This window comes from Haloferax sp. ATB1 (assembly GCF_000730175.1).
The window spans coordinates 1-21,696 of the sequence record NZ_JPES01000082.1; the positions used below are offsets into that span (position 1 = coordinate 1).

Here is a 21,696-nt window from a genome sequence, read left to right on the forward strand (position 1 = left end):
CCCATCGGTCACGATCGACGCGGACCGTCGCGCGGTGGTCGCGGCCGCGGTCTGGCGCGCGGCCACCACGACGGGACCGTTCTACGTCACCATGGCCGCGATGGTCTGGATCGGCGGAACCGCGTTCGTCGTCGAGGAGGCCTCGCTCGCGGTCTGGGTCGGGTTCGGTCTCTTCGGGCTCTGTCTCCTCGCGTTCATGCTCGTCGGCGATATCGTCGGGAGTGTGCTCGCGAGCGGGTGGCTGACCTACCGCCGTTTCGACGATCGGCTCGTCGTTCACGACCGTCTGACGAACGAGCCACAGTGGGCGGCGGCGGTCGGCGACCTCCGCGACGCCGAAATCGTGGCGACTCGACCGACCGACCGCTATCTTGGGACGCGAACGTTCGCGGCGACGACAGGGTGGGGCGACGACGAGACGGAACGCACGCTCGGACCTGTCGCGGACGCCGAGGCGTTCGTCGACGCGTTCGACCTGCCGGTCGAGTCGACCGGACTCCCGCCGCTCGACCGCCGGTTCGTCGGGGCGGCCGTGGCCTCGGTCGTCCTCACCGCGGCTGGCGTCGTCGCCGTGGTTGCCACCCCGCTCGGCCCGTCCACGAGTTGGCTGCTCGCGTTGTTCCTGTTTCCGGCGTTCGCCATCGTCCCCAAGGGGTTCTGGAAGCTCGCGCACTCGTGAGGTGAGACGACCAGAACGGTTTGTGAGCGAAGGAAAAAGCGAGGAGAAGAAAGCGCGTGAGTGGGGAGTAACACCCGGCGAGGCCGCCCACGACGACCCGCGGACGGACTACCCTCGCGAATGTAACGAGTAGGCGATGAGCACGACGCCACAGAACTGAAACAGCCGCGTGACGAGCGTGAGCGGCTGTTGGTACTGGAGGCCGATGTAGCCCTGGCGCAGGAGCACCGAGCCGACGAAGGCGACGCCGAACGCGAGGGCAGTGAGGAGGAACAGACCCGCGGAGAGCGCCCGCATCGCCCGGCTGTCGTGACGGCGGTAGCCGCGGTAGGCCTGATAGCCGACGTAGCTCCCGACGAGCGTCGACCCGAGCGCGAGCGCGACGATGAGCCAGTCGAGGACGGCCGAGAGAGTCGCCATCTCAGAGGTCCTCCCACATCCGTTTGAAGCGGTCGGCGGTGTCGGTCTCCCCCTCGCCGGGGAACGACTCGTCGCCGGTGCGCGTCAGCGACGCCTCGAACGAGCCGTCGTCTAATTCGACGGAGAACTCGGAGAGCGTGGCGGTGTAGACGCTGTAGTGGTTGTTACTGGTTCGAATCTCGGTCTGCTCGTCGAGGAGTCCGTACGCTTGTAATCGTTCCACCCGACGGTAGACCGTCGGTTTGGACATCTCACACTCGTCGGCAAGCTCTTGTGCGGACATTGGTTTGGTACTCGTCGCTGCGAGGATGTCCCGGGCGTACTCGTCGCTGAGGAGGTCGAGAATATCACCCAGCGCCGGTTCCTCACTCACGGTGGTCGAATGACTGCTCGTCGGACTAATAGGCCCATGGGTTTCCACCCCTGTTGGTCGCGGCGACCGATTCGGGACGGATGTACGATGGGGCTGTCGGGATAGCACGGTGGGGCTGCGGATTGGTTCGACGGTGCTGCAGGGCAGCACGGCGATACTGTGGAGGGGCTGTCGCGTCAGCGATGACCGCGATGGGTGCCGGAGTGCTGTCAGAGGGCACAGAACGGTACTGCTCGGGAGGGCAGTACGGTATCGGTTCGGCGGGGCCCATCGCAGTTCAACCGATGCGCCGGTAGATAATATAAAAAGGGGGCCAGTTTCTGACCCAGAAACTCGCGCGATTTCAGGCGGGACAGCCGACCGAGTGACCGACTTCGACGAGGCGGTCCGTCTCGACGCCGGTCCCGCGGACGGTGTAGCCGTAGCCGTCGCAGTTCCACGATACCGAGGTGGTCGGTCCATAGTCGATAGTCGCTGGCCGACCTGCCACCATCGTGTCGCGCTCGTCGGCGTCGATGTCGAGCGTGTAGTTGAACTTCGCCACCGTGAGTTCGCGGCCACCGGCGGCGTAGCGGAGTCCGACCCCGTCGATGCGGCCGGTGGTCCGCGTGGCGTAGACCAGTTCGAACGCGGACGGGACCGTCGGCTCGGGGACCGAAATCGAACTCCGCGCTTCCAAGTCGGCTCTGCTCCGGAACCACTCCGTGTTCGGCGTGTTCGGTCGCTCGACGGTCGTGTTCGCGCCTATCTCCGGCCGGAACGTGTCCGCCGACACGGACGCGTCAAACGTGACGTTCGTGTACGTGGTCGTCACAGAGTGTCGGGACCCGTCGGCCGTCCACGCCGTCTGCTTGCGAAGCGGGTAGAACCGTTCGCTGTCGAGCCACAGCCGCTGGTGGTAGCCCGCCTCGCTCCGGTTCGTCTCGGGTGCGATGTCGATGACGTACGCCTCGCGCCCGCCGACGGTGTCGGTCTCGACGAACTCGACGACGTAGCTGTGGTTCGCGTCGGCCCGCGGGGCGGCACCGGCGTGTCGCGGCACGACGGGCAGCGGTGACACGCCGATAGACTGCGGGCGACCGGCGTCATCGGTCAGCCCCGCGGCCGCGACGAGGAGTTGGAGTCGCTCGGCCGTCCGCGACTCGGTCGGCGGGCCCGTGAGCTCGATGGCGGTCACGGTGTCCTCGTCAGTGTCGTGAAGCCAGAGCATCGAGCCGTTCGAGACCTGCCAGTCGTACTGTCGGTTCGCCGCGTTCCGAAAGTGAACGCGCTTCCGCTCCGTCTCCGGGACGAGCGTCACGTCGGCGACAGTGCGAGACGTGACCGTTCCATCGGTTCGAATCTCGACCGTCTGCGTTCCGGTGAGCGCGTCGATTGCGCGGTAGCGCTCGGTTACGTTCGCGTCGACCGAGGGGCCCGCGTCGCCGATTGCGCCGCCCGTCGTCCAGAGGACCGCGGGGAGCGCGATGGCGACGAGCACGAACACGGCGAGTGTGCGTCGGTTGAGTCGGAGTGGAGGGCGAGTCATGCTGGTAGTACTCTGACAGGGAGTTCGACTGCGTGTCTGGGGGCCGACGGCTAAATACTTCTGGACGACTGGGGCAGTCGAACCCGACCGGACCGGTAGCGACTCCCTCCGCGGGCGAGATGGCCGGGAGACGACGCCCTCCACTAGCCCAACCCGAACTCGGGAGAGGGTCTGCGCCCTCCAGTGGGGTCTCGTTCAGGCGTTCGTCGCCGAGACGACCATCGTCACTTGGTTCGTTGACGGATGATTTTCCGCCCGGACGAGACGCTCTCTCGCCCGTTCACCTCTCGAACCGCCGAGCAGTTTATGACCATGTGGATGGTAATCAATTTATAATGTCACGGGAGCGGAGCGAGTTGCTCGAACACATCGAATCTGACCTCATCCTTCGAGAGTTCTTTCAGGAGGTGACCGAGTACGCGATATTTCTCCTCGACGCGGACGGGTTCGTGGCGACGTGGAACGAGGGTGCGAGACGGATAAAGGGCTACGAGCGAGACGAGATTATCGGTCGCCACCTGTCCGTCTTTTATCCTACCGAGGGAGACGGCACGTCCCCCGAGACAGTGCTCTTGATCGCCGAGTCCGAGGGAAGCTACGAGGAACAGGGGTGGCGGGTCCGGAAGGACGGGTCGCGCATCCTCGCGCACGTGACAATCCGCGCGCTGCGTGACGACGACGGAGAGCTCAGAGGCTTCACGAAAATCGTCCGGGACGTCACCGAGACCTACGAGTACCGCCAGGAGTTAGAGCGGAGCCGCGACCGCCTCGAACGCACCGAACAACTGGCCGACATCGGCGGCTGGGAGGTCGACTACGAGACCAACGAGCTACGACTGACCGACGGGACCAAGCGGCTGGTCGATATCCCGCCCGACGCGGAGGTGACAATCGACGGGCTCAGGGACTTCTTTCACGAGGACGACCGCTCTGTCATCGACGGAGCCATCGAGAGTGCGAAGGTCGACGGCAACCCGTTCGACGTCGAAATGCGGGTGATAACGGCCACCGGGCGAACGCGGTGGGTGCAAGTTCGCGGTGAGCCGACGGGCGGCGGCGCCAACGTCCGCGGTGCGGTGCGCGACATCTCGGATAGGAAAGAACGCGAAGAGCGACTCATGGTGTTGAACCGAGTGCTTCGTCACAACCTTCGGAACAACCTCAACGTCGTCAGCGGGTACGCGAGCGAGTTGAAACGAGACCTCGAAGCGCTCGGCACTCCGTCGATAGACGAAGGCGACTACGATCGGTTGCACGAGACGCTGGCAAAACTGAGTGAGACGACCAGAGGCATCGATACGGAACTGCGGACGCTCGACACGCTGGTCGCCGCAGCGAGTCAATTCTCGGCGGAGGCGATGGTCTCGAAGACGGATCGAATCATCGAGAACGCCGACAGCCTCGTGTCGACCGGCGAGAAAGCCCGACAGTTCGAGAACGCCGTGGAGGGGAGCACCGACAGACACCCGGTCGGCGTCGGCGACGTTTTCGCCGACCTCAAACAGACGTACGAGCGGAAGCATCCCGAGGCGGAGATTCGGATCGGACAGAGCGAACAGGCCGTGCTCGCGAGCACGCACTCGCTGTACCTCGCGCTCGACGAACTCGTACAGAACGCTATCGTCCACAACGACGAGGAGCGCCCCGTCGTCGCGGTCTGGTCGCGACGTCTCTCAGGAGAGCGAGTCGCAATCGCGGTCGAGGACAACGGTCCCGGTATCCCGCAGACCGAGCGGGAGATTCTGAAACGCGGGAAAGAGACACCCCTCACGCATGGGAGCGGAATGGGACTGTGGACCGTCCACTGGTTCGTCACGCAGTTCGACGGCGAGGTGTCTATCTCGGACCGCGCCGAGGGAGGGTCGACGGTCGAACTCAGACTCCCCGCGCCGGAGAACTGACGCGGCGTATTGGACAGTAATTGGGCCATCTGAGTATCTCAGACGTTTCAGATAATCCAAATTATTTGAATTTCGCTAATACTAGAAATTCTTCAGAGAACTCACAGTATCCCGACAATGCAGACACCACAAAGCTAGCCGCCGAGGGACGCGACCCAGAACAGCATCATACTTCGGGATACTCAGATTATTTGGATTACTGACTGAATCTGGCTCGACCCCCTGGAGCGGACCGGAGGCAGTTGATCTCTCTCGTACGCGACCGAGAGAGACGGTCAGAGATACACCGTACCCGCAGTGCTGAGAACTCCAGTTAGTCGAAAAACCACCGTTATCGAGGCTATCCACGCAGCTTCCGTTATCCACACATGCGCCTACTCCGAGCCATGTGGGCCGTTCTGATTTTTGTGGTTATCTGAATAATCTGGAACTCGTGCAGAACCTCCATGAGTTCGATACCGTGCGGAGGTGACGACAGGCGAACAGTCCAGATTATCTGAGCTATGTAGATTGTCTAGAGCATGTGAATAGTTTGGGCCGCCTGACTACTCCGCGCAATGTACAGGAGGAAGCGACCGCGGACAACCTACGTGGCTGGAAGAACCCACATTTTCCTGGAGAATCCGAAACCTCCAACATACTTGCATTATTTGGAAAATTTAGATTATTCAAAATTCTTGAGCTATTGCTAGCTGCGACGGTAAGATAGCGAACGTCTTTGTCAACGGGGAGTTGGGTTCTAGCCATGCCCGGTGTCCCCGATTCTGGCAGCGTGCTGGTCGTCGGCGAGAGCGACTGGGTGGCGCGGTTCGCCGAGGAACTCGGTTCGCGACCCGGCGTCACCGTGCTGGAAGCCGAGACGAAGGCGGCGGCCCTTCGCACAGTCGAAGCGGGTGAGGTCGACTGCGTCGTGGCCGACGCCGACCTCGCGGACGCGACCGCCGTCGAACTCCTCACGGACGTTCGCTCGACGGTCGCAACTCTTCCCGTCGTCATCGCCGCGGACGGCGGGAGTGACGTTCTCGCCAGTGAGGTCCTCGGTGCGGGCGCGACTGACTACGTCGCGCTTGACGCCGACTCGCCGGACGTCGAAACACTCCTCGCCCGGACCGAACGGGCGCTCCGGTCGGCGCGACAGTCGGCCGGCGAGCGCGAACGGGCCAGGCAGTTCGACGCGATGTTCGACGACGAACGGACGGCGACGTGGGTACTCGATGGAGAGGGGTCGCTGACTCGGGCGAATCAGACGGCGCGCGAACTCCTCGACGCACCCGTCGACCCGCTCGTCGGTGGGACCTTCTGGTCACTCCCGTGGTGGACGGGAGGAGACGACCCGACGAGCGACGACGTGCGTCGACTCGTCGAGAACGCGCTCGAAGGGACGGCCGGGAACGCGGTGGTCCCACAGCCGTCAGAAGCCGGAAGACGCCGCATCGTCGAACTATCGGTTCGCCCCGTGACCGACGACCGCGGAGAGGTCGCGTCGGTCGTAGTCGAAGGTATCGACATCACAGAGCGGGTGTCCCTCGAACGAGACCTCCGGCGCTCCGAGGAACTCCACCGCGTCACGCTCAACAACATGACCGATACGGTCCTCATCACCGACGAGGAGGGGGCGTACACCTACGTCTGTCCGAACGTCCACTTCATCTTCGGCTACACCGCAGACGAGTTGCGTGAACGGGTCCCCATCGACGAACTGTTGGGGGCGGACCTCTTCGACCGCGACGAGCTCGCGGAGCGCGGCGTCCTGAAAAACATCGAGAGCACGGTGACCGACAAAGCCGGCCGCGAGCACACACTCCTCATCAACGTCCGCGAGGTCTCGATTCAGGACGGGACGTTGCTTTTCAGTTGCCGCGACATCACGAAGCGCAAGCAGCGCGAGGACGCGCTGACGACGCTCCACGAGACGGCTCGCGAGTTCCTCTACACGGGGACTCACCGACAAATCGCCCAGCGCGTCGTCGACGATACGCCCGGCGTGCTCGCGCTCGATGCGAGCGCCGTCTATCTCTTCGACGCCGACGCCAACGTACTCAGGCCGGCGGCGTACTCGCCGGCGATGCGCGAGGCTCACGGCCCGCTCCCGACAGTGCCCGCGGACGGGGAGACGCTTCCGAGCCACAGTTTCGTCGAGGACAGTCCGCTGTACTTCGACGACGTACACGAGGCCGGCCGGTTGGAGAACTCCGCGACCGACCTCCGGAGCGTCGCGTACGTGCCACTCGGCGACCACGGCGTGTTCGTCGCCGGCTCGACCGAGGTCGGCGTCTTCGACGCGGTGGCGCGGGAGCTGACCGACCTGCTCGCGGTGACTGCCGAGGCGGCGCTCGACCGCGTCACGCGCGAATCCCGGCTCCGCGAACAGGACCGGACGCTCCAGCGACAGAACGACCGGCTCACCGAGCTAAACCGAATCAACGAGACCATCCGCGAAATCGACCAAGCGCTCGTCGGAGCCCAGACGCGAGAGGAGATAGACTACACCGTCTGCGAGCTACTGACCGCCGCCGACCGGTTTGCGTTCGCGTGGGTCGGCTCCGTCGACCCCATCGACGAGACCGTTGAGCCCCGCGCGTGGGCCGGCGACGAGCGGGGCTATCTCGACAGCACTACGTTCGACATCGCGGCGTCATCGGTCGAGCCGGCGGGACGCACGGCGGCGACCGGAGAGGTGACCACCGTTCCCAACGTCGCGTCCGGCTTCCGGGACGAACCCTGGCGGAAGGGCGCGCTCACCCGAGACTACCTGTCGGTGCTCAGCATCCCGCTCGTCTATAACGACCTCTCGCACGGCGTGTTGACGGTGTACGCGACGACACACGACGCCTTCGACGAGACGGCGACCGCCGTCTTGGCCGAACTCGGCGAGACCATCGCGTCGGCGCTGAGCGCCCTCGAACGGAAGAACGCACTGCTCACTACGGCCGTCACCCGCGTCGGGTTCGCCGTCGACGACCCCACGTTCGTCCTCTCGCGACTCGCCCGCGACGCGGAGTGTACGCTCACCTACCAGGGTGGGGTCCAGCAGTCCGCCGAAGGGAACTACGTGTTCGTCACCGTCGAAGACGGGGCAGTCGAATCCGTCGCGGCCGCGGCCGACGAACTGGTCGCCGTCGCCGACGTGCGACGGATAAGCACCGACGGGGACGCCGGCGTCCTGCGCCTCCGCTTGACGCAGCCGTTTCTCGCACCGGAGCTTGCGGACCACGGTGCCGTCCTCGGCGAGGTGCGGGCGACCCCCGAGGAGACGACGCTCGCCGTCGACGTCCCCGAGAGCATCGACGTTCGAAACGTCACGCATCTCGTCGACGAAGCGTTCGCCGGCGTCGAACTCCGGACCAAACAGACGCTCGACCAATCGACCGAGCGCGACCTCTTCTCGCGGTTCCTCGACAAACTGACAGAGCGGCAGCTCGAGGTGCTCCAGACGGCCTACTACAGCGGCTACTTCGAATCACCTCGGGAGAACACGGGTGAGGAGGTCGCCGCAACGCTCGGTATCTCCCCGCCGGCGTTCTACAAACATGTGCGGACCGTCCAGCGAAAACTGTTCGCGACGCTGTTCGACGAGCACTCCGGTTCCGTCTCCGGACGGGCTGAGTAGGTTCGTTATCTAACCGGTGCTATTTCGGTTGGTTTGTTGCTTAACTGCCTCATATTCCCTTGAACACCTATTACACATCGGTAGAGCGTCTGGGACACGACCGGCGCTCGCGAACTATGAGAGATGTCGAATCCACCCCCGGCGAGGAAGGAACGTACGAATGCTTCGAGTGTGGCGGTATCGTCCTCACCGAGCACAACCCGCTGCGCTGTCCGGACTGCGGCGGGGCGATGCGCAACCGACGGACGGCGATTGAGTAACCACACGAAGGTGCGGCCGTCGTTCGATTTAAGCCGCTCGGCGTGGAGACCGTAGGCGACGTGACGACTCATCTCGACGACTTCGACCACGAGGCGCACATGCGCGAGAGCTTCGAACTCGCCCGCGAGGCTGCCGCCCGGGGCGACGAACCGTTCGGCTCCGTCCTCGTCTGCGACGACGAGGTCGTCATGCGCGACTCGAACCGCATCGTGACGAAGTCCGACATTCGTCGGCACCCCGAGTTACACCTCGCCTATCGGGCGTGTCGAGAGTACGACCCCGACGAACGGGCGGAGACGGTGATGTACACCAGCACCGAGCCTTGCCCGATGTGCGCCGGCGGGATGGCGACCGCCGGCTTCGCGCGCGTCGTGTACGGCGTCGGCGGCGACGAAATCGGAGAGTTTACCGGCTCGAGTCCCGGCGTCCGGTCGGCGGCGATTCTCGGTGGTATCACCGAGGTAGTTGGACCCGTGCTGAACGAGGAAGCCCGCCGAGTTCACCGAGAATACGAGTGGTAACGACGGTTCGAAGGTCCGGTTCGGCAGCGACCGAATGCCGGTGCAGCCACGCGTGGACGTCGCGACCGTAGCGAACGATAGTTATCAGGTAAAAATTAATTCCAACAAATATTCTAATATATGATATATTTGTGGGTCCGGGGAGCAGAAGGACATCATACAGGTGCCCTCAAAATCAGTCGTAAACCGCATATGACGCGGGATCGTAGATCTCTCAGGAACGTTCTCGTATATCGGAATACACACAAACCCACCTGTTTTATAACTTTAAACGACATAACTAATCGGACACAAAAATTTCTGCGGATAAGTCTATAAGAACCCCATACAATAAGACGTACTGAGTGAAAAGGCAGACAATAAGCACGTATCAGTATCTAAACTACTATTGTTTTCTGATATACTGTCCCATAATGTCCACCTGAACTCGTCGCACCGAGTCGAATACGATTGGGTTTCGAGGCGTTATCGGACGACGGTCGACGCTCGCGAGTTTCCGATATCGAGAGGACCGTGAGAACCGAGAGGCGGCGAACTCATTTACATAATCCGAACATCTCGTGCTGTTGTGGGTAACACCCGGCCCAGATTACAAAGGTATGCTTGTAACGCTAATCGATTTAATCCCTCATATCTGTATAATGTGAATACGTGACATTGCACTCGTTTACATAATGTAAGTTAGTGACACCCAGATGTCGTTCGCTCGGGGGAGGCGTTCGGCGACCGCGGTCGGCGAGACGGCTTCCGATATCTGAATCGCCGGCGACCGTCGAATCGCAAGCCACCGAATGGGCGAGTCTAAATATTTAATATGTTTCGGAAGAGACGTTTCCACTGTCGATATGAGTAGCGACAGAAACTACGAACGAGAGTTCGTACGTACGTTCTTCACCTCGCCGACGGCGGTCAGCGGCGAGAACTCGGCGAAGATGTTGCAGAGCGCGGCACAACTGCGGGGGATGCAGGCCCCCGATACCTGGATTCCGGACAACGAAGACGCCACCGCGCCGTCGATGCGGGCTGAAGGCGTCCAGAACCTCGTCGAGGTCGTCTCCGAACACGGCGCGGAGTTCCCCGGCGAGATTCACCCCCGCGTCGTGTGGCACCGCGACGACCCCACGACCCGCTACGAGGGCTTCAAGCAGATGCTCGAAATCACCGACCCCGAAAACGGTGCGGTCGAGCACATCGACGGTTTCGTCATCCCCGAAGTCGGCGACCTCGACGACTGGAAGAAGGCCGACGAGTTCATCACCATCATCGAGAACGAACACGGCCTCGAAGAGGGAAGCCTGTCGATGTCGGTCATCATCGAGAGCGGTGAAGCCGAACTCGCGATGAGCGACCTCCGCGCGGAGAAGGGCAAGCCGTCCAACAACCTCGAACGGCTGTTCCTCCTGGTCGACGGGCAGGTCGACTACACGAAGGACATGCGCGCCATGACGCCGACCGGCGAGCTTCCGGCGTGGGCCGAACTTCGACACAACACCTCCCGCGGCGCGAGCGCCGCCAACTGTATCGCCGTCGACGGCCCGTACGACGACATCCGCGACGTCGAAGGCTACCGCGAGCGCATGGTCGAGAACCGCGCCATGGGGATGACGGGCATCTGGCGCTCACGCCCGGACAGGTCGTCACCGCCAACGAGGCACCCCTGCCGCCGAAGACCGGCAGTTGGCTCCTCGAACTCGACGACGACGAAATCGAACTCGACGACGAGGACGGTCGCCAGGTGTACGACGGCGACGAACTCTCGCTCGAACAGGTCGGCGACGACAGCTACGTGCTCCGCGTCGACGGCGAAGAACAGGAACTCGACGGCGAGGAACTCCACGAGGAGCTCCTCGACCTGACCACCTACGTCCCGAGCATGGACGACATCGTCGACTCCATGGAGGAGTTCGAGGCGGCCAAGGAGGCCGGCAAGGGCGCGATTGCGATGACGCAAGCGACGACGCTCGTCATCGACGGCGTCGAAGTCGACATCGCCAAGGACCGCATGTGGGACGAGGCGACGTATCAGGCCGCGATGACCCCTGTCGCCCTATTCCAGGACGTGTACGAGCACCGCCCGGACCAACACGACGCGCTCGAAGAGATGTACGGCGCCGACATCGTCGAGCGCGCGATGGCAGTCGGGACAGACGACTAACGCAGCCAGTCAGTCAGCCAGACAAGTCCAACCATCCAGCGTCTGTCCTTTTCGCGTGACGCCCGACCTGACCGCGAGCGAAGCTGCGGTAACTCGCGAGACTCGCGAGATCCACGAGACAGTCGCAGTCTACGCGAGCGCCGATTCCAGCGACTCGACGGCGCTCAGTAGCTCGTCGGCGAACTCGCGTTCGAGCCGCGTCATGTCCACCTGATACTTCGGCCCGCCGACGCTGAGCCCACCGACGATGCGCCCATCGCCGTCGTGGACCGGTGCACCAATAGCGATGAGGTTCGGTGCGAACTCCTCGTCCACGACAGCGTACTCCTGGGTGGCGATTTCGTCCAGCGCGTCGAACAGTTGGTCGGGGTTCGTAATCGTGCCCTCCGACTCCCTCGGCAGGCCCCAGTAGTCGATTATCGATTCGACCTCGTCGCGGTCCAGTTCCGCGAGGATGGCTTTCCCCGCGGCCGTGTTGTGCAGGTGATACTCCGACCGATACCGGGTGCCGTTCGCGTCTCTCCCCTCCTCGGTCGACGAGCCGTAACACATGAGCAGCCGACCGTGTTCGAAAATCGTGAAGTTCGCCTCTTGGTCGGTCGCGCGAGCCAGTTCGTCGACGACCCGCTCGACGACCTTGTCGTTCGGATAGCGGTGTCGAGCGCGTTCGCCCAACAGCGCCACCCTGAAACTGACGTGGTAGACGCCGTCGTGCTTGACCAAGTATCGGCTCTCCAAGAGCGTGTTGAGGTGACTGCAGATGGAGCTCTTCGAACTGTCGACCATGGAGTCCAGTTCGGCGAGCGTGAGGCCGTCGTGTTCCAAAATGAGGCTGAGAATCTCCAACGAGGCTTGGGTCGTCTTGAGCCGTCGCCCGGTCACGTTCTCAATCATGCCTCAACTATTATGTTGATGTTGATAACTGTTGCCATAATGTAAATCGGCTGAACTAGCGAGCTAGGCCTATCAATTCGAACATGTTTCTACCCGACTACCCCGGGAACAAACAGAGCGTCGAGACGAGCACGGACGCCGATACCACCCAGCCCGTTAATCCGAACGTCGCGAACTCACGGTTCGCCTCTGGCAGCGTCGAGCCTCGTGATGAGAAGAGCGTTCAGTGTGCGTCAAATCGCCCGCGACCGTTTCACCCAACCGATGCGCGTGATGGCCTCCGCGCCGAGTTGGCCGAGGAGACTCGCGGCTTCGAGGTCGTGTTCTTCGAACGCGTTGACGACGACGTCGCCGGCGCTGAGCACGCCGTGGCTTCCGATGGGGACGTACAGCCCGGACTGGAGTGCCCCCCGACTGTGGTCGTCTTCGGTGTGCTCGTGGTTCGCGTGAATGACCGGTTCGCCCGTCCGATACGTCCGCGCGGCCGGCGTGTCCTCGCTGACGGAGTAGTTCGGGCGGTCGCCGGCGCGTTCCAGACACTCCTCCGTCGCCTCGATAGTCTGGAGCATGCTCCGGTTCTCGTCGACTAACCGGACGGTCGTGTTGACGAGTCCGAGGACGTTCTTCGCCGCGTCGGCCAGTATCTCGGCGACTTCCGCCTTCGAACTCGCGTTCCGAAGTTCCTGGCTCGTCCGTCGGAGAATCTCGATGCGCTGTTCCTGACGCTTGGTGTCAGTTACGTCCTGGACGACGCCGTGGAGAGTGGTCGTCCGACCGTCTTCGACCAGCGGCTCGCAGGCCAGCCGTATCGACCGCTCGGTCGTCCGCTCGCTCGCGTACCGCACATCGATAGAGAAGGACTCGCCGTGTTCGATAGCGTCGGCGAGGCGGGCGAGTACCTCGTCTTGGTCGCCTTCGGCGTACTGTTCGGCGACGTCCGAGACGGTCGGCGTCGCCGCCGGGTCCAGCCCGTGTATCCGCTTTGCCTCGTCGCTCCACCACAGTTCGTCGTCCGACACGTCGTACGACCACACGCCGATACCGGTCAGTCGCTGGAGGCTCGCGAGTAGTTGGTCGACCTCCTTTTCGGATGCTGTCGGGACAGCGCGTGCCACGTCAGTTTGATTCCAGTTCGGTGACCTGACCATGAATGTGGTTACGTACCGAGGACGTGAATATAAATCCCCACGTCGGTCGTGACGAGCTGTTCAGGGGTGGAGACGTGTCGCAACACCAGAGCATTTAATCCGTGCGTATGTGTAGCAATGATGATGGCAGTCGAAGACATGCTCGACTCCCCTCGGGGAAGAGAGACATCGGCAACGACGTTAGACCTCGACCGGCCGGACGCCGCGGAGTATTCGGCGTTGGCGACAGAGTTACGCTCCCGCGTCGACGGAGAGGTGAAGTTCGACGAGTACGCGCAGGTACTGTACGCGACCGACGGCAGCATCTACCAGGCGCGACCCGCGGGGGTCGTCTTGCCGAAGGACGTAGACGACGTCCGCGCCGCCGTCGAAACCGCGACGAGCCACGGCGTCCCCGTTCTGCCGCGCGGAACGGGTTCTTCGTTGGGTGGCCAGACCGTCGGGCGGGGCTGTGTCGTCATCGATTTCACGAAGTACATGGACGACATCGTCGATATCGACCCGTCGGCGAAGCGCGCGACCGTCCAACCGGGGTGCGTCCAAGACCACCTCGACGCCGCGCTCGCGGACCACGGACTGAAGTTCGCACCGGACCCCGCCTCGTCGAATCGCTCGACCGTCGGCGGCGGCATCGGCAACAACTCCACGGGCGCACACTCGGTCCGCTACGGCATTACTGACGCCTACACCGAGGAGTTAGCGGTGATTCTGGCCGACGGTTCGCTGATACACACCCGCGAAGTCGTCCTCGACAGCGACGAGTACGAATCCATCCTCGCCCAAGACGACTTAGAGGCGAACATCTACCGGACGGTTCGGGAACTCGTCGAGAACCACGAGTCAGAAATAGAGAACAAGTATCCGTCGCTCAAGCGCTCGGTGTCGGGGTATAACCTCCAGAAAGTCATCTACGAGAACGACGACGGCGAGGAGGTCATCAACCTCTCGAAGCTGTTCGTCGGCGCGGAGGGCACCCTCGGCGTCATCGTCGAGGCGACCGTCTCGCTCGTCACCAAGCCGGACGAGACGGCGCTCGCGCTGTACTGCTTCGACGACCTCGTGGACGCGATGGAGGCCGTTCCGGAGGCGCTCGAATTCCCCGTCAGCGCCGTCGAACTCATGGACGACGAGGTGTTCCGCCTCGCCCGCGAGTCGGAGGGCTACGCCGAGTACGCCGAACCCATTCCCGAGGGGGCGAAGGCGGCGCTGATGCTCGAGTGGGACGACGAACTCGTCGACGACTTCGAGGCCGCGGTCGCCGACACGAACGCCCACTTCGTCGACTCCGGCGCGGCGTTCGACGTGCTCGAAGCCTACTCCGAGGAGAGCCAAGGCCGACTGTGGAAGCTCCGTAAGGCGGCGATTCCGCTGTTGATGAGCCTCGAAGGCGACCCGAAACCCTACCCGTTCATCGAGGACGCGACCGTGCCGCCCGAGGAACTCGCGGAGTACGTCCAGAAGTTCGAGGAAGTGCTTGAGGACCACGACACGTCGGCCGCGTACTTCGCCCACGCCGGGTCGGGAACGCTCCACATCCGCCCCATTCTGAACCTCAAAGAGAACGAGGGCATCGAGAAGATGCACTCCATCACCGACGACGTGACCGATCTCGTCGTCGAGCACCACGGCGCGTTCTCCGGCGAGCACGGCGACGGGATGGCCCGGACCGAGTTCAACCCGAAGATGTACGGCCCCGAGCTCTGGGGCGCGTTCAAGGAGCTGAAGACGGCGTTCGACCCCGACTGGATGTTCAACCCCGGCAACGTCGTCTACCGCGACGGCCCCTCGGACCCGGGCCCGGACAGCGACCGCGGCGTCGGCGCGGATATGCGCGAGAACCTCCGGTACGGCCCGGACTACCAGTCCGTCGAGCCCCAGACCGCTATCGACTTCGACGACGAGGGCGGCTTCTCGCACCTCGTCGAACTCTGTAACGGCTGTGGCACCTGCCGACAGACCGACTCGAACACCATGTGCCCGACTTACCGCGCCTCGAAGGAGGAGGTCCAGACGACCCGCGGGCGGGCGAACATGCTTCGGGCCGCCATCTCGGGCGAACTCCCCGAGGACGAACTGTACTCCGAGCGCTTCCAGACCGAGGTGCTGGACCTCTGTGTCGGCTGTAAGGGCTGTAAGAGCGACTGCCCGACCGGCGTCGACATGGCGAAGCTGAAATCCGAGGTGAAACACCAGTACCACCAAAAGGAGGGCACCAGCCTCCGCTCGCGGGTGTTCGGCAACATCGACACGCTGTCGAAAATCGGGAGCAAACTCGCCCCGCTTTCGAACGCCGCCGCGGAGCTTCCGGGGAGCCGCCTCGTGATGGAGAAGGTCCTCGGTATCTCCAGCGAGCGCGACTTGCCGACCTTCAGCAGCGAGTCGCTCGAGGCGTGGTTCGAGGCTCGGGGTGGGTCGTCCGTGTCGCCCGCCGACGCCCGAGGGAAGGTGCTTCTGTTCCCCGACACCTACACCAACTACAACTACCCCGAACCCGGCAAGGCCGCCGTGGAGGTCCTCGAAGCCGCGAACGTCCACGTACAGATTCCGAGCGACCTCGAAGCGAGCGGCCGCGCCGCGTTCTCGATGGGGATGCTCGACACGGCCCGCGACCGAGCGCAGCACAACGTCGGGCGACTCCGTCCCTACGTCGACGACGGTTGGTCGGTCGTCTTCGTCGAACCCTCCGACGCGGTGATGTTCCAAGACGAGTACCTCGACCTCCTCGACGGGACGGGCGTCGAACTCGTCTCGGGGTCGGCCTACGGCATCATGGAGTACCTCGACGTCGTGCGCGCCGACGACCACCTCGACTTCGACGCCCCCGCCGAGACGCTGACGTACCACGGCCACTGCAACCAGAAGGCGACGAACAAGGACCACCACGCGGTGGGCGTCCTGCGTCGCTCCGGCTACGCCGTCGACCCGCTCGACTCCAGTTGCTGCGGGATGGCCGGGTCGTTCGGCTACGAGGAAGAGCACTACGAACTCTCGAAGGGTATCGGCGAAATCCTGTTCGGGCAGGTCGACGAGAGCCCCGGCGACGTCGTCACGGCACCCGGCGCGTCGTGTCGCTCCCAACTCGGCGACAGACCCGGCGAGTCCCGCCCGCCGCACCCCATCGAGAAGATGGCCGAAGCCCTCGACTGACCACGTCACCGACAGCCGACAGCGAATAGCCTGACGCGCTCCCCCGCGAACCAGCCAGCCTGACGCGATTCACGAACCAGCATCGAACCCGCCGCCTTGCACCCGCGGCGAGTTTCTCGTTTCGCAGGCTCCGTCTCTCGGAGCCGAGGGTCACAAACAGCGATAATTATTACTGACAGTAGCGACTGCGTAGAGACGACGATGCTAGACGTACTGGAGACTGTCGAACTATCGACTGCGTTTTTCGCCTCGCTCGGCGCGCCGGGGCTGCTGCTCGTGGCGTTCCTCGAATTCTTTTTGCTCCCTGTCCCGCCGGACTTGGTGCTCGTCCCGCTGTCGGCGACGAACCCTCAGTTCGCGCTCCTGTACGCGGTCGTCGCCACCGTCGGGTCTGTGTCGGCGGGGCTGGTCGGGTTCCTCATGGGCAAGAAAGGTGGCCGTCGCGCGCTGGACTCGCGGTTCGCCGGCGAACGGATTCACAAGGTGGAACGCTACTTCGAACGCTCCGGGTTCGTGACGGTCGCGTTCGGGGCGTTCGCACCGATTCCCGAGGGGTACGAACTGCTCTCTATCGGGTCCGGCGTGTTCGACCTCGACCTCCGAACGTATCTGGCGGCGTCGGTGCTCGGTCGCGGCGGTCGGTACACCATCGAAGCGCTGCTCGCGGTCTATCTCGGCGAGGCCGCCCGGTCGCTCACCGAGGTCGACGTGTACTCGATTATCGGCGTCGCCACCGCGGTCGTCCTCGTCGCGTACGTCGTCCGGAGTCGGTGGTTCTCGGACCGCTCGGCCGAACCGGTGCAGTAACTCGGAGAGGGTCGGTCAGGCGACCTCGTCGCCGCTTCGCCACTGGTCGATGACTTCGAGGAGCACCTCGGTTTCGAGGTCGTCGTTCCGCCAGTCGCTCACCGCGTCGGTCAGCCCCGTCGCGTCCACGATGTCACTGTCGTTCGCGTAGTTCGCGATGGGGTTCTCGACGACGAACGGAATCATCATCTTGTTGTCCTCGTGTTCGAGCATGTGGCAGTGCCACGGGAACTGCCCGGTGTACCCCTCGAACGTGGCGATTATCCGCACGCGCTCGTCGGGGTCGACGCGAACGGTGTCTTTCGGACCCAGCTCGTTGGGGTCCGGCGGTTGCGTCCCGTCGGGGCCGCGGCCGATGACCCTGAAGGTGACCAGATGCAGGTGAATCGGGTGTCGCCCCCCCGACTCGTTCTGTAGTTCCCATATCTCGGTCGACCCGAGTTGCGGGTAGACGGGCGCGTCCTCGTCGCCGAAGACGTACCCGTTCAGGGTGTGCATGATGAGGTTGTTTTCAACGTCGACCTTGGTGCCCAGCGTCATCTCGCGAGTCACTCGTGCGTCGCTCTCGTCGTACGAGGTCGGCGCGGGAAGCGACAGATCCGTCGGGTCGGCGCTCGCGTCTTCGGGCGGCGTCTCGGGATCCGAGACGCGGAACTGGACGAGGTCGGTCAGTTCCGGACCCATGTCGGCCCCGTTGGTGAGCGTGAGCGTCTCGCCCGCGTGGTCGGAGAAGTCGACGATGAGTTCGCCGCGCTCGAAGGGCGTGAGCAACAGCGAGTCGAGGTCGCCGTTCGGGCCGATGGGGACGACCGATTCGAGGAAGCCGTGGCCGGGCGCGAACTGGTACATCGTCGGGACGCCCGACCCGCTTTCGCTCTCGAACTGGAGGTCGAACGAGCGGTGGTTCGCGCCGTTCAGGATGCGGAAGCGGTACCGACGCGGTTCGACCTCAACGTACGGCCACACGGCCCCGTTGACGACGGCCGTGTCGCCGAGGAACGCCGAGACGAACTCGTCGGGATAGTGCAGCGAGCCGTCGTCGTTGAACTCCTTGTCCTGCAGCAACAGCGGGATGTCGTAGTCGCCCGACGGCAGGCCGAGTTCGCGCTCGGCGTCGGTCGTAATCGAGTAGAGGCCGAGGAGCCCGGCGTAGGCGTTGAGCCGGGTGATACCCAGCGTGTGGTCGTGGTACGTCGAGGTGGTGCGCCCCTGTTCCATCGGGAGTTCCTGCCACTCCGAGTCGAACCGCGGTCCCTCGACCCCGCTCGGCGAGGTCCACATGTCGGACTGCCCGTCGTTCGCGGGGTCGACTTCCAGGCCGTGGAAGTGGGTGACGGTCCGAACCTCCGGGACCGGGCCGTCGTAGCCGGCGTGGTTCTCCGTGGTCGTGCCACCGATTCGCTCGTCGACGTTGAACAGGTGGTCGCTCGGGAGTTCGCTGTTGTCGAAACGAACGTGGACCGGGCTTCCGGCGTCCGCCTCGATAGTCGGGCCGGGATACGACCCGTCGAACCCCCAGACCGTCGTCTCCGGGAGGTCCGGATGGAGCTGTTGGGTGAATTCGGTGACCGATATCTCGTAGGCGTCCGCGCCGTCTCGCTGCCCGTCCGGTTCCCGGACCGACGGAACCGGAAGCGGTTGCACGAACTTATCCAACGCCGGTGACGCCGCGGAGACGTTCATCGTCGTCTGCGGGAGCGTTCCGGCGATGCCGAGGGCTGCGCCTGTCTGTAGAAACCGCCGCCTAGACCAGTCTGTCATGATGGACCCTGAACTACGACTTGGGAGTTATTATATTAAATCTTCTGAATAACCGAGTTAGAGCCGAAAGCGGGAGCGGAGGGAATTCGAGGACGTGCGAGGGCGCGGGAAGACGAGTCGCCTCGTTAGCTCGTTCGTCGGCGCGCGAGGAGGACCGAGCCCATCACGAGCGCGGCGAGCGCGACCGAGACACCGAACCCGGGAACGGGCGTGTCAGTCGTGGTCGTCGCGGGCGTGTTGGGATCGGCCGTCGTCGTCTCGGTCGTTCCGTCGTCCGAGCCGTCGTCGCCGTCCGACCCGTCGGAACCGTCGTCCGAGTCATCACCGTCGTCATCTCCGTCGTTGTCGTCGCCATCATCGCCGTCATCTCCGTCGTTGTCGTCGCCGTCATCCCCATCGTCACCATCGTCGCCGCCGTTATCACCACTGTCTCCGTCAGTGCCGACAGAGAGCGATTCGAGGCCGTCGACACTCATTTCCTTGTCGTCGGCGTCGAACTGCGCGAACCCGCTGAGTTCGTACGAGGCGTCCTCGTCCATGTCCTCACCGGCGGTCACGCGGTACTGGAGGGTGACGCTCTCGCGGTCACCGTAGGTCGCGAACAGTTCGTCGTTGGCGTTCCGCACGCCCGAGAAGTCCGCACCGTCGTCATCGACGATTTCGACCGATGCGAATCCGGGGTTGAACTCCTCGATGACGGTGAAGTTCGTCGCCTCACTGCCGGATATTTCGACCGAGACGACGGTCGATTCACCGGGTTCGAGCGTCGTGTCGTCGGCCGACCGGGTGAGGTCCCAGTTGTCGTCGTCGGACTCGCTCTGAACGTCGAGTTCGTCGGTGCCGCCGGTCGTCACCTCCGAGCCGTTCACGTCGGTGAAGCCGTCGAACTGGTAGGCCGTGCCGGCCGCGTCGTCGGCCGCGGTCACCTCGTAGACGAGCGTGACGCTCTCGCGGTCGCCGTAGGTCGCGAACAGTTCGTCGTTAGCGTTCCGGACACCGGAGAAATCAGCGCCGTCGTCGTCGACTATCTCCACCGAGCCGAACGCGGGGTTGAACTCCTCGATGAGCGTGAAGTTCGCCGCCTCGTCCCGGTCGACCTCGACCGTGACGGTGGTGGATTCGCCCGGCGCGAGGGTCTCGTCGTCGACCGAGCGGATCGCACCGGAGTCACCGTCGTCCGACGCCTGGACGCTGATTTCGGCGGTTCCATTGGTCGCCGACTGCGAGCCGTTCACGTCCGCGAAGCCGCCGAACTCGTAGACCGTGCTGGTCGTCGCGTCGTTGTCGGCGGTCACCTCGTAGACGAGCGTGGCCAATTCGCGGTCGCCGTAGGTCGCGAACAGTTCGTCGTTGGCGTCGCGTACGGCCGAGAAGTCCGCGCCGTCGTCGTCGACTATCTCCACCGAGCCGAACGCGGGGTTGAACTCCTCGACGAGCGTGAAGTTCGTCGCCTCGTCCCGGTCGAAGGCGACCCGGACCGTAGTCGATTCACCCGGTGCGAGGGTCGAATCGTCGACCGAGCGGACAGCCGCGCCGCCGTCGTCGCTCGACTCCTGCACGCTGATTTCGGTGGTTCCATCGGTCGCTGACTGCGAGCCGTTCGCGTCCGAGAAGCCGTCGAGTTCGTAGACCGTGCCGGCCGTCGCGTCGTCGGCCGCGGTCACCTCGTAGACGAGTGTAGCGAGTTTCCGGTCGCCGTAGGTCGCGAACAGTTCGTCGTTGGCGTTCCGCACGCCCGAGAAGTCGCGCCGTCGGCGTCGACGATTTCGACCGAGCCGAACGCGGGGCTGAACTCCTCGACGAGCGTGAAGTTCGCCGCCTCGTCCCGTTCGACGGCGACCCACGACGGTCGCCGATTCACCGGGCGCGAGGGTCGCGTCGTCGACCGACCGGACCACGCTCGCTCCGTCGTCGGTCGAGACGTTGATTTCACCGTCGCCGGTCGTTGAGGCCCGGATGTCTTCGAGGCCGAAGTCGCCGTATCCGGTGAGTTCGTGGGTCGTCGCGTTCGCGTCGTCGGCTGCGGTCACCTCGTAGACGAGCGTGACGCTCTCGCGGTCGCCATAGGTCGCGAACAGCTCGTCGTCTGCGTTCCGCACGCCAGAGAAATCCGCGCCGTCGTCATCGACGATTTCAACCGACTCGAAGCCCGGACTCAGCTCTTCGACCACGGTGAAGTTCCCCCGTTCGGAGGCGTTCACCTCGACCGTGACGGTGGTGGACTCGCCGGGCGCGAGCGTCGTGTCATCGACTGTCCGGGTGAGCGTCCCGCCGTGGGCGTCCGCGGCGACCGGCGCGATAGCCGCGCCCAGACCGAGCGAGCCGAGCACCAAGAGGACCGCCATCGCGACGACCGGGAGCGCGTTTCGAAGTTCCGTCGACCGCCCCGGACGTGGTATGCTCGGTCTCATGACGCGGTGGTCAGGTCGGAGTTCGATGGAGCAGTCGTTCCGCGACCGGAGCGCGAAGTGGCAGTCTGCCGCTTCGCCTC

Annotated in this window: 13 protein-coding genes and 2 pseudogenes; 8 read left to right on the top strand and 7 right to left on the bottom strand. The window is 63.9% G+C overall.

Translation table 11 applies throughout. The annotated features are described in order from the left end of the window. Window positions 1-679: pseudogene (locus ATB1_RS13435) on the top strand (hypothetical protein); the annotation flags it as partial. 108 nt (window positions 680-787) lie between these two features. Here ATB1_RS13435 and ATB1_RS13440 read toward each other — a convergent pair. The 3 genes from ATB1_RS13440 to ATB1_RS13450 all read right to left on the bottom strand — a co-directional run bounded on the left by ATB1_RS13440 (window position 788) and on the right by ATB1_RS13450 (window position 3,000). Continuing rightward, complete coding sequence (locus ATB1_RS13440; protein WP_042664412.1) at window positions 788-1,099, bottom strand: hypothetical protein; 312 nt, start codon at window positions 1,097-1,099, stop codon at window positions 788-790. A 1-nt stretch (window position 1,100) separates the two neighbouring features. After that, window positions 1,101-1,472, bottom strand: coding sequence for a helix-turn-helix domain-containing protein (locus ATB1_RS13445; RefSeq protein WP_042664414.1), 372 nt, complete (start codon window positions 1,470-1,472; stop codon window positions 1,101-1,103). 343 nt (window positions 1,473-1,815) lie between these two features. After that, window positions 1,816-3,000 (bottom strand): outer membrane lipoprotein carrier protein LolA, encoded by a 1,185-nt coding sequence (locus tag ATB1_RS13450; RefSeq protein WP_042664416.1) that lies wholly within the window; start codon window positions 2,998-3,000, stop codon window positions 1,816-1,818. 335 nt (window positions 3,001-3,335) lie between these two features. On the opposite strand from ATB1_RS13450, the gene ATB1_RS13455 reads away from it, so the two are divergent. From ATB1_RS13455 to aceB, 5 genes and pseudogenes are all read left to right on the top strand, one after another. After that, a complete protein-coding gene (locus tag ATB1_RS13455) occupies window positions 3,336-4,901 on the top strand; it encodes a PAS domain S-box protein (protein ID WP_042664418.1) in 1,566 nt (521 codons plus the stop codon). Between the two features lie 745 nt (window positions 4,902-5,646). Further along, complete coding sequence (locus tag ATB1_RS13460; protein ID WP_042664420.1) at window positions 5,647-8,511, top strand: bacterio-opsin activator domain-containing protein; 2,865 nt, start codon at window positions 5,647-5,649, stop codon at window positions 8,509-8,511. Window positions 8,512-8,627: 116 nt separating this feature from the next. Next, on the top strand, window positions 8,628-8,771 hold the full coding sequence (locus tag ATB1_RS21660; protein WP_004971811.1) for a rubrerythrin-like domain-containing protein: 144 nt from the start codon (window positions 8,628-8,630) through the stop codon (window positions 8,769-8,771). 42 nt (window positions 8,772-8,813) lie between these two features. Further along, window positions 8,814-9,293, top strand: a complete 480-nt coding sequence (locus ATB1_RS13465) for a nucleoside deaminase (protein ID WP_042664421.1) — start codon at window positions 8,814-8,816, stop codon at window positions 9,291-9,293. Between the two features lie 845 nt (window positions 9,294-10,138). After that, window positions 10,139-11,448: pseudogene (aceB, locus tag ATB1_RS13470) on the top strand (malate synthase AceB). A gap of 129 nt (window positions 11,449-11,577) precedes the next feature. Here aceB and ATB1_RS13475 read toward each other — a convergent pair. After that, complete coding sequence (locus ATB1_RS13475) at window positions 11,578-12,342, bottom strand: IclR family transcriptional regulator (RefSeq protein WP_042664423.1); 765 nt, start codon at window positions 12,340-12,342, stop codon at window positions 11,578-11,580. Between the two features lie 233 nt (window positions 12,343-12,575). Next, window positions 12,576-13,457 carry a GAF domain-containing protein gene (locus tag ATB1_RS13480; protein ID WP_042664539.1) on the bottom strand — a complete coding sequence of 294 codons (882 nt, stop codon included), beginning with the start codon at window positions 13,455-13,457 and terminating at the stop codon, window positions 12,576-12,578. 171 nt (window positions 13,458-13,628) lie between these two features. On the opposite strand from ATB1_RS13480, the gene ATB1_RS13485 reads away from it, so the two are divergent. Both ATB1_RS13485 and ATB1_RS13490 read left to right on the top strand, forming a co-directional pair. After that, a complete protein-coding gene (locus ATB1_RS13485) occupies window positions 13,629-16,637 on the top strand; it encodes an FAD-binding and (Fe-S)-binding domain-containing protein (protein WP_128081473.1) in 3,009 nt (1,002 codons plus the stop codon). 201 nt (window positions 16,638-16,838) lie between these two features. Beyond that, the gene (locus ATB1_RS13490) at window positions 16,839-17,444 is read left to right on the top strand and encodes a YqaA family protein (protein ID WP_042664425.1); all 606 of its coding nucleotides are present in this window, start codon (window positions 16,839-16,841) and stop codon (window positions 17,442-17,444) included. 15 nt (window positions 17,445-17,459) lie between these two features. On the opposite strand, the gene ATB1_RS13495 is transcribed toward ATB1_RS13490, so the two are convergent. Then, window positions 17,460-19,127: a multicopper oxidase gene (locus ATB1_RS13495; RefSeq protein WP_042664428.1), complete on the bottom strand. Its 1,668-nt coding sequence runs from the start codon at window positions 19,125-19,127 to the stop codon at window positions 17,460-17,462. A 203-nt stretch (window positions 19,128-19,330) separates the two neighbouring features. Continuing rightward, complete coding sequence (locus ATB1_RS13500; protein WP_241768237.1) at window positions 19,331-21,616, bottom strand: PGF-CTERM sorting domain-containing protein; 2,286 nt, start codon at window positions 21,614-21,616, stop codon at window positions 19,331-19,333. Window positions 21,617-21,696: the final 80 nt, after the last annotated feature.

What these genes read in the sequence shown, in the direction of transcription:
- ATB1_RS13495 (WP_042664428.1), bottom strand. Translation starts at nt 19,127, where the DNA reads ATGAACGTCTCCGCGGCGTCACCGGCGTTGGATAAGTTCGTGCAACCG.
- ATB1_RS13490 (WP_042664425.1), top strand. Translation starts at nt 16,839, where the DNA reads ATGCTAGACGTACTGGAGACTGTCGAACTATCGACTGCGTTTTTCGCC.
- ATB1_RS13450 (WP_042664416.1), bottom strand. Translation starts at nt 3,000, where the DNA reads ATGACTCGCCCTCCACTCCGACTCAACCGACGCACACTCGCCGTGTTC.
- ATB1_RS13460 (WP_042664420.1), top strand. Translation starts at nt 5,647, where the DNA reads ATGCCCGGTGTCCCCGATTCTGGCAGCGTGCTGGTCGTCGGCGAGAGC.
- ATB1_RS13485 (WP_128081473.1), top strand. Translation starts at nt 13,629, where the DNA reads ATGCTCGACTCCCCTCGGGGAAGAGAGACATCGGCAACGACGTTAGAC.
- ATB1_RS21660 (WP_004971811.1), top strand. Translation starts at nt 8,628, where the DNA reads ATGAGAGATGTCGAATCCACCCCCGGCGAGGAAGGAACGTACGAATGC.
- ATB1_RS13475 (WP_042664423.1), bottom strand. Translation starts at nt 12,342, where the DNA reads ATGATTGAGAACGTGACCGGGCGACGGCTCAAGACGACCCAAGCCTCG.
- ATB1_RS13500 (WP_241768237.1), bottom strand. Translation starts at nt 21,616, where the DNA reads ATGAGACCGAGCATACCACGTCCGGGGCGGTCGACGGAACTTCGAAAC.
- ATB1_RS13455 (WP_042664418.1), top strand. Translation starts at nt 3,336, where the DNA reads ATGTCACGGGAGCGGAGCGAGTTGCTCGAACACATCGAATCTGACCTC.
- ATB1_RS13440 (WP_042664412.1), bottom strand. Translation starts at nt 1,099, where the DNA reads ATGGCGACTCTCTCGGCCGTCCTCGACTGGCTCATCGTCGCGCTCGCG.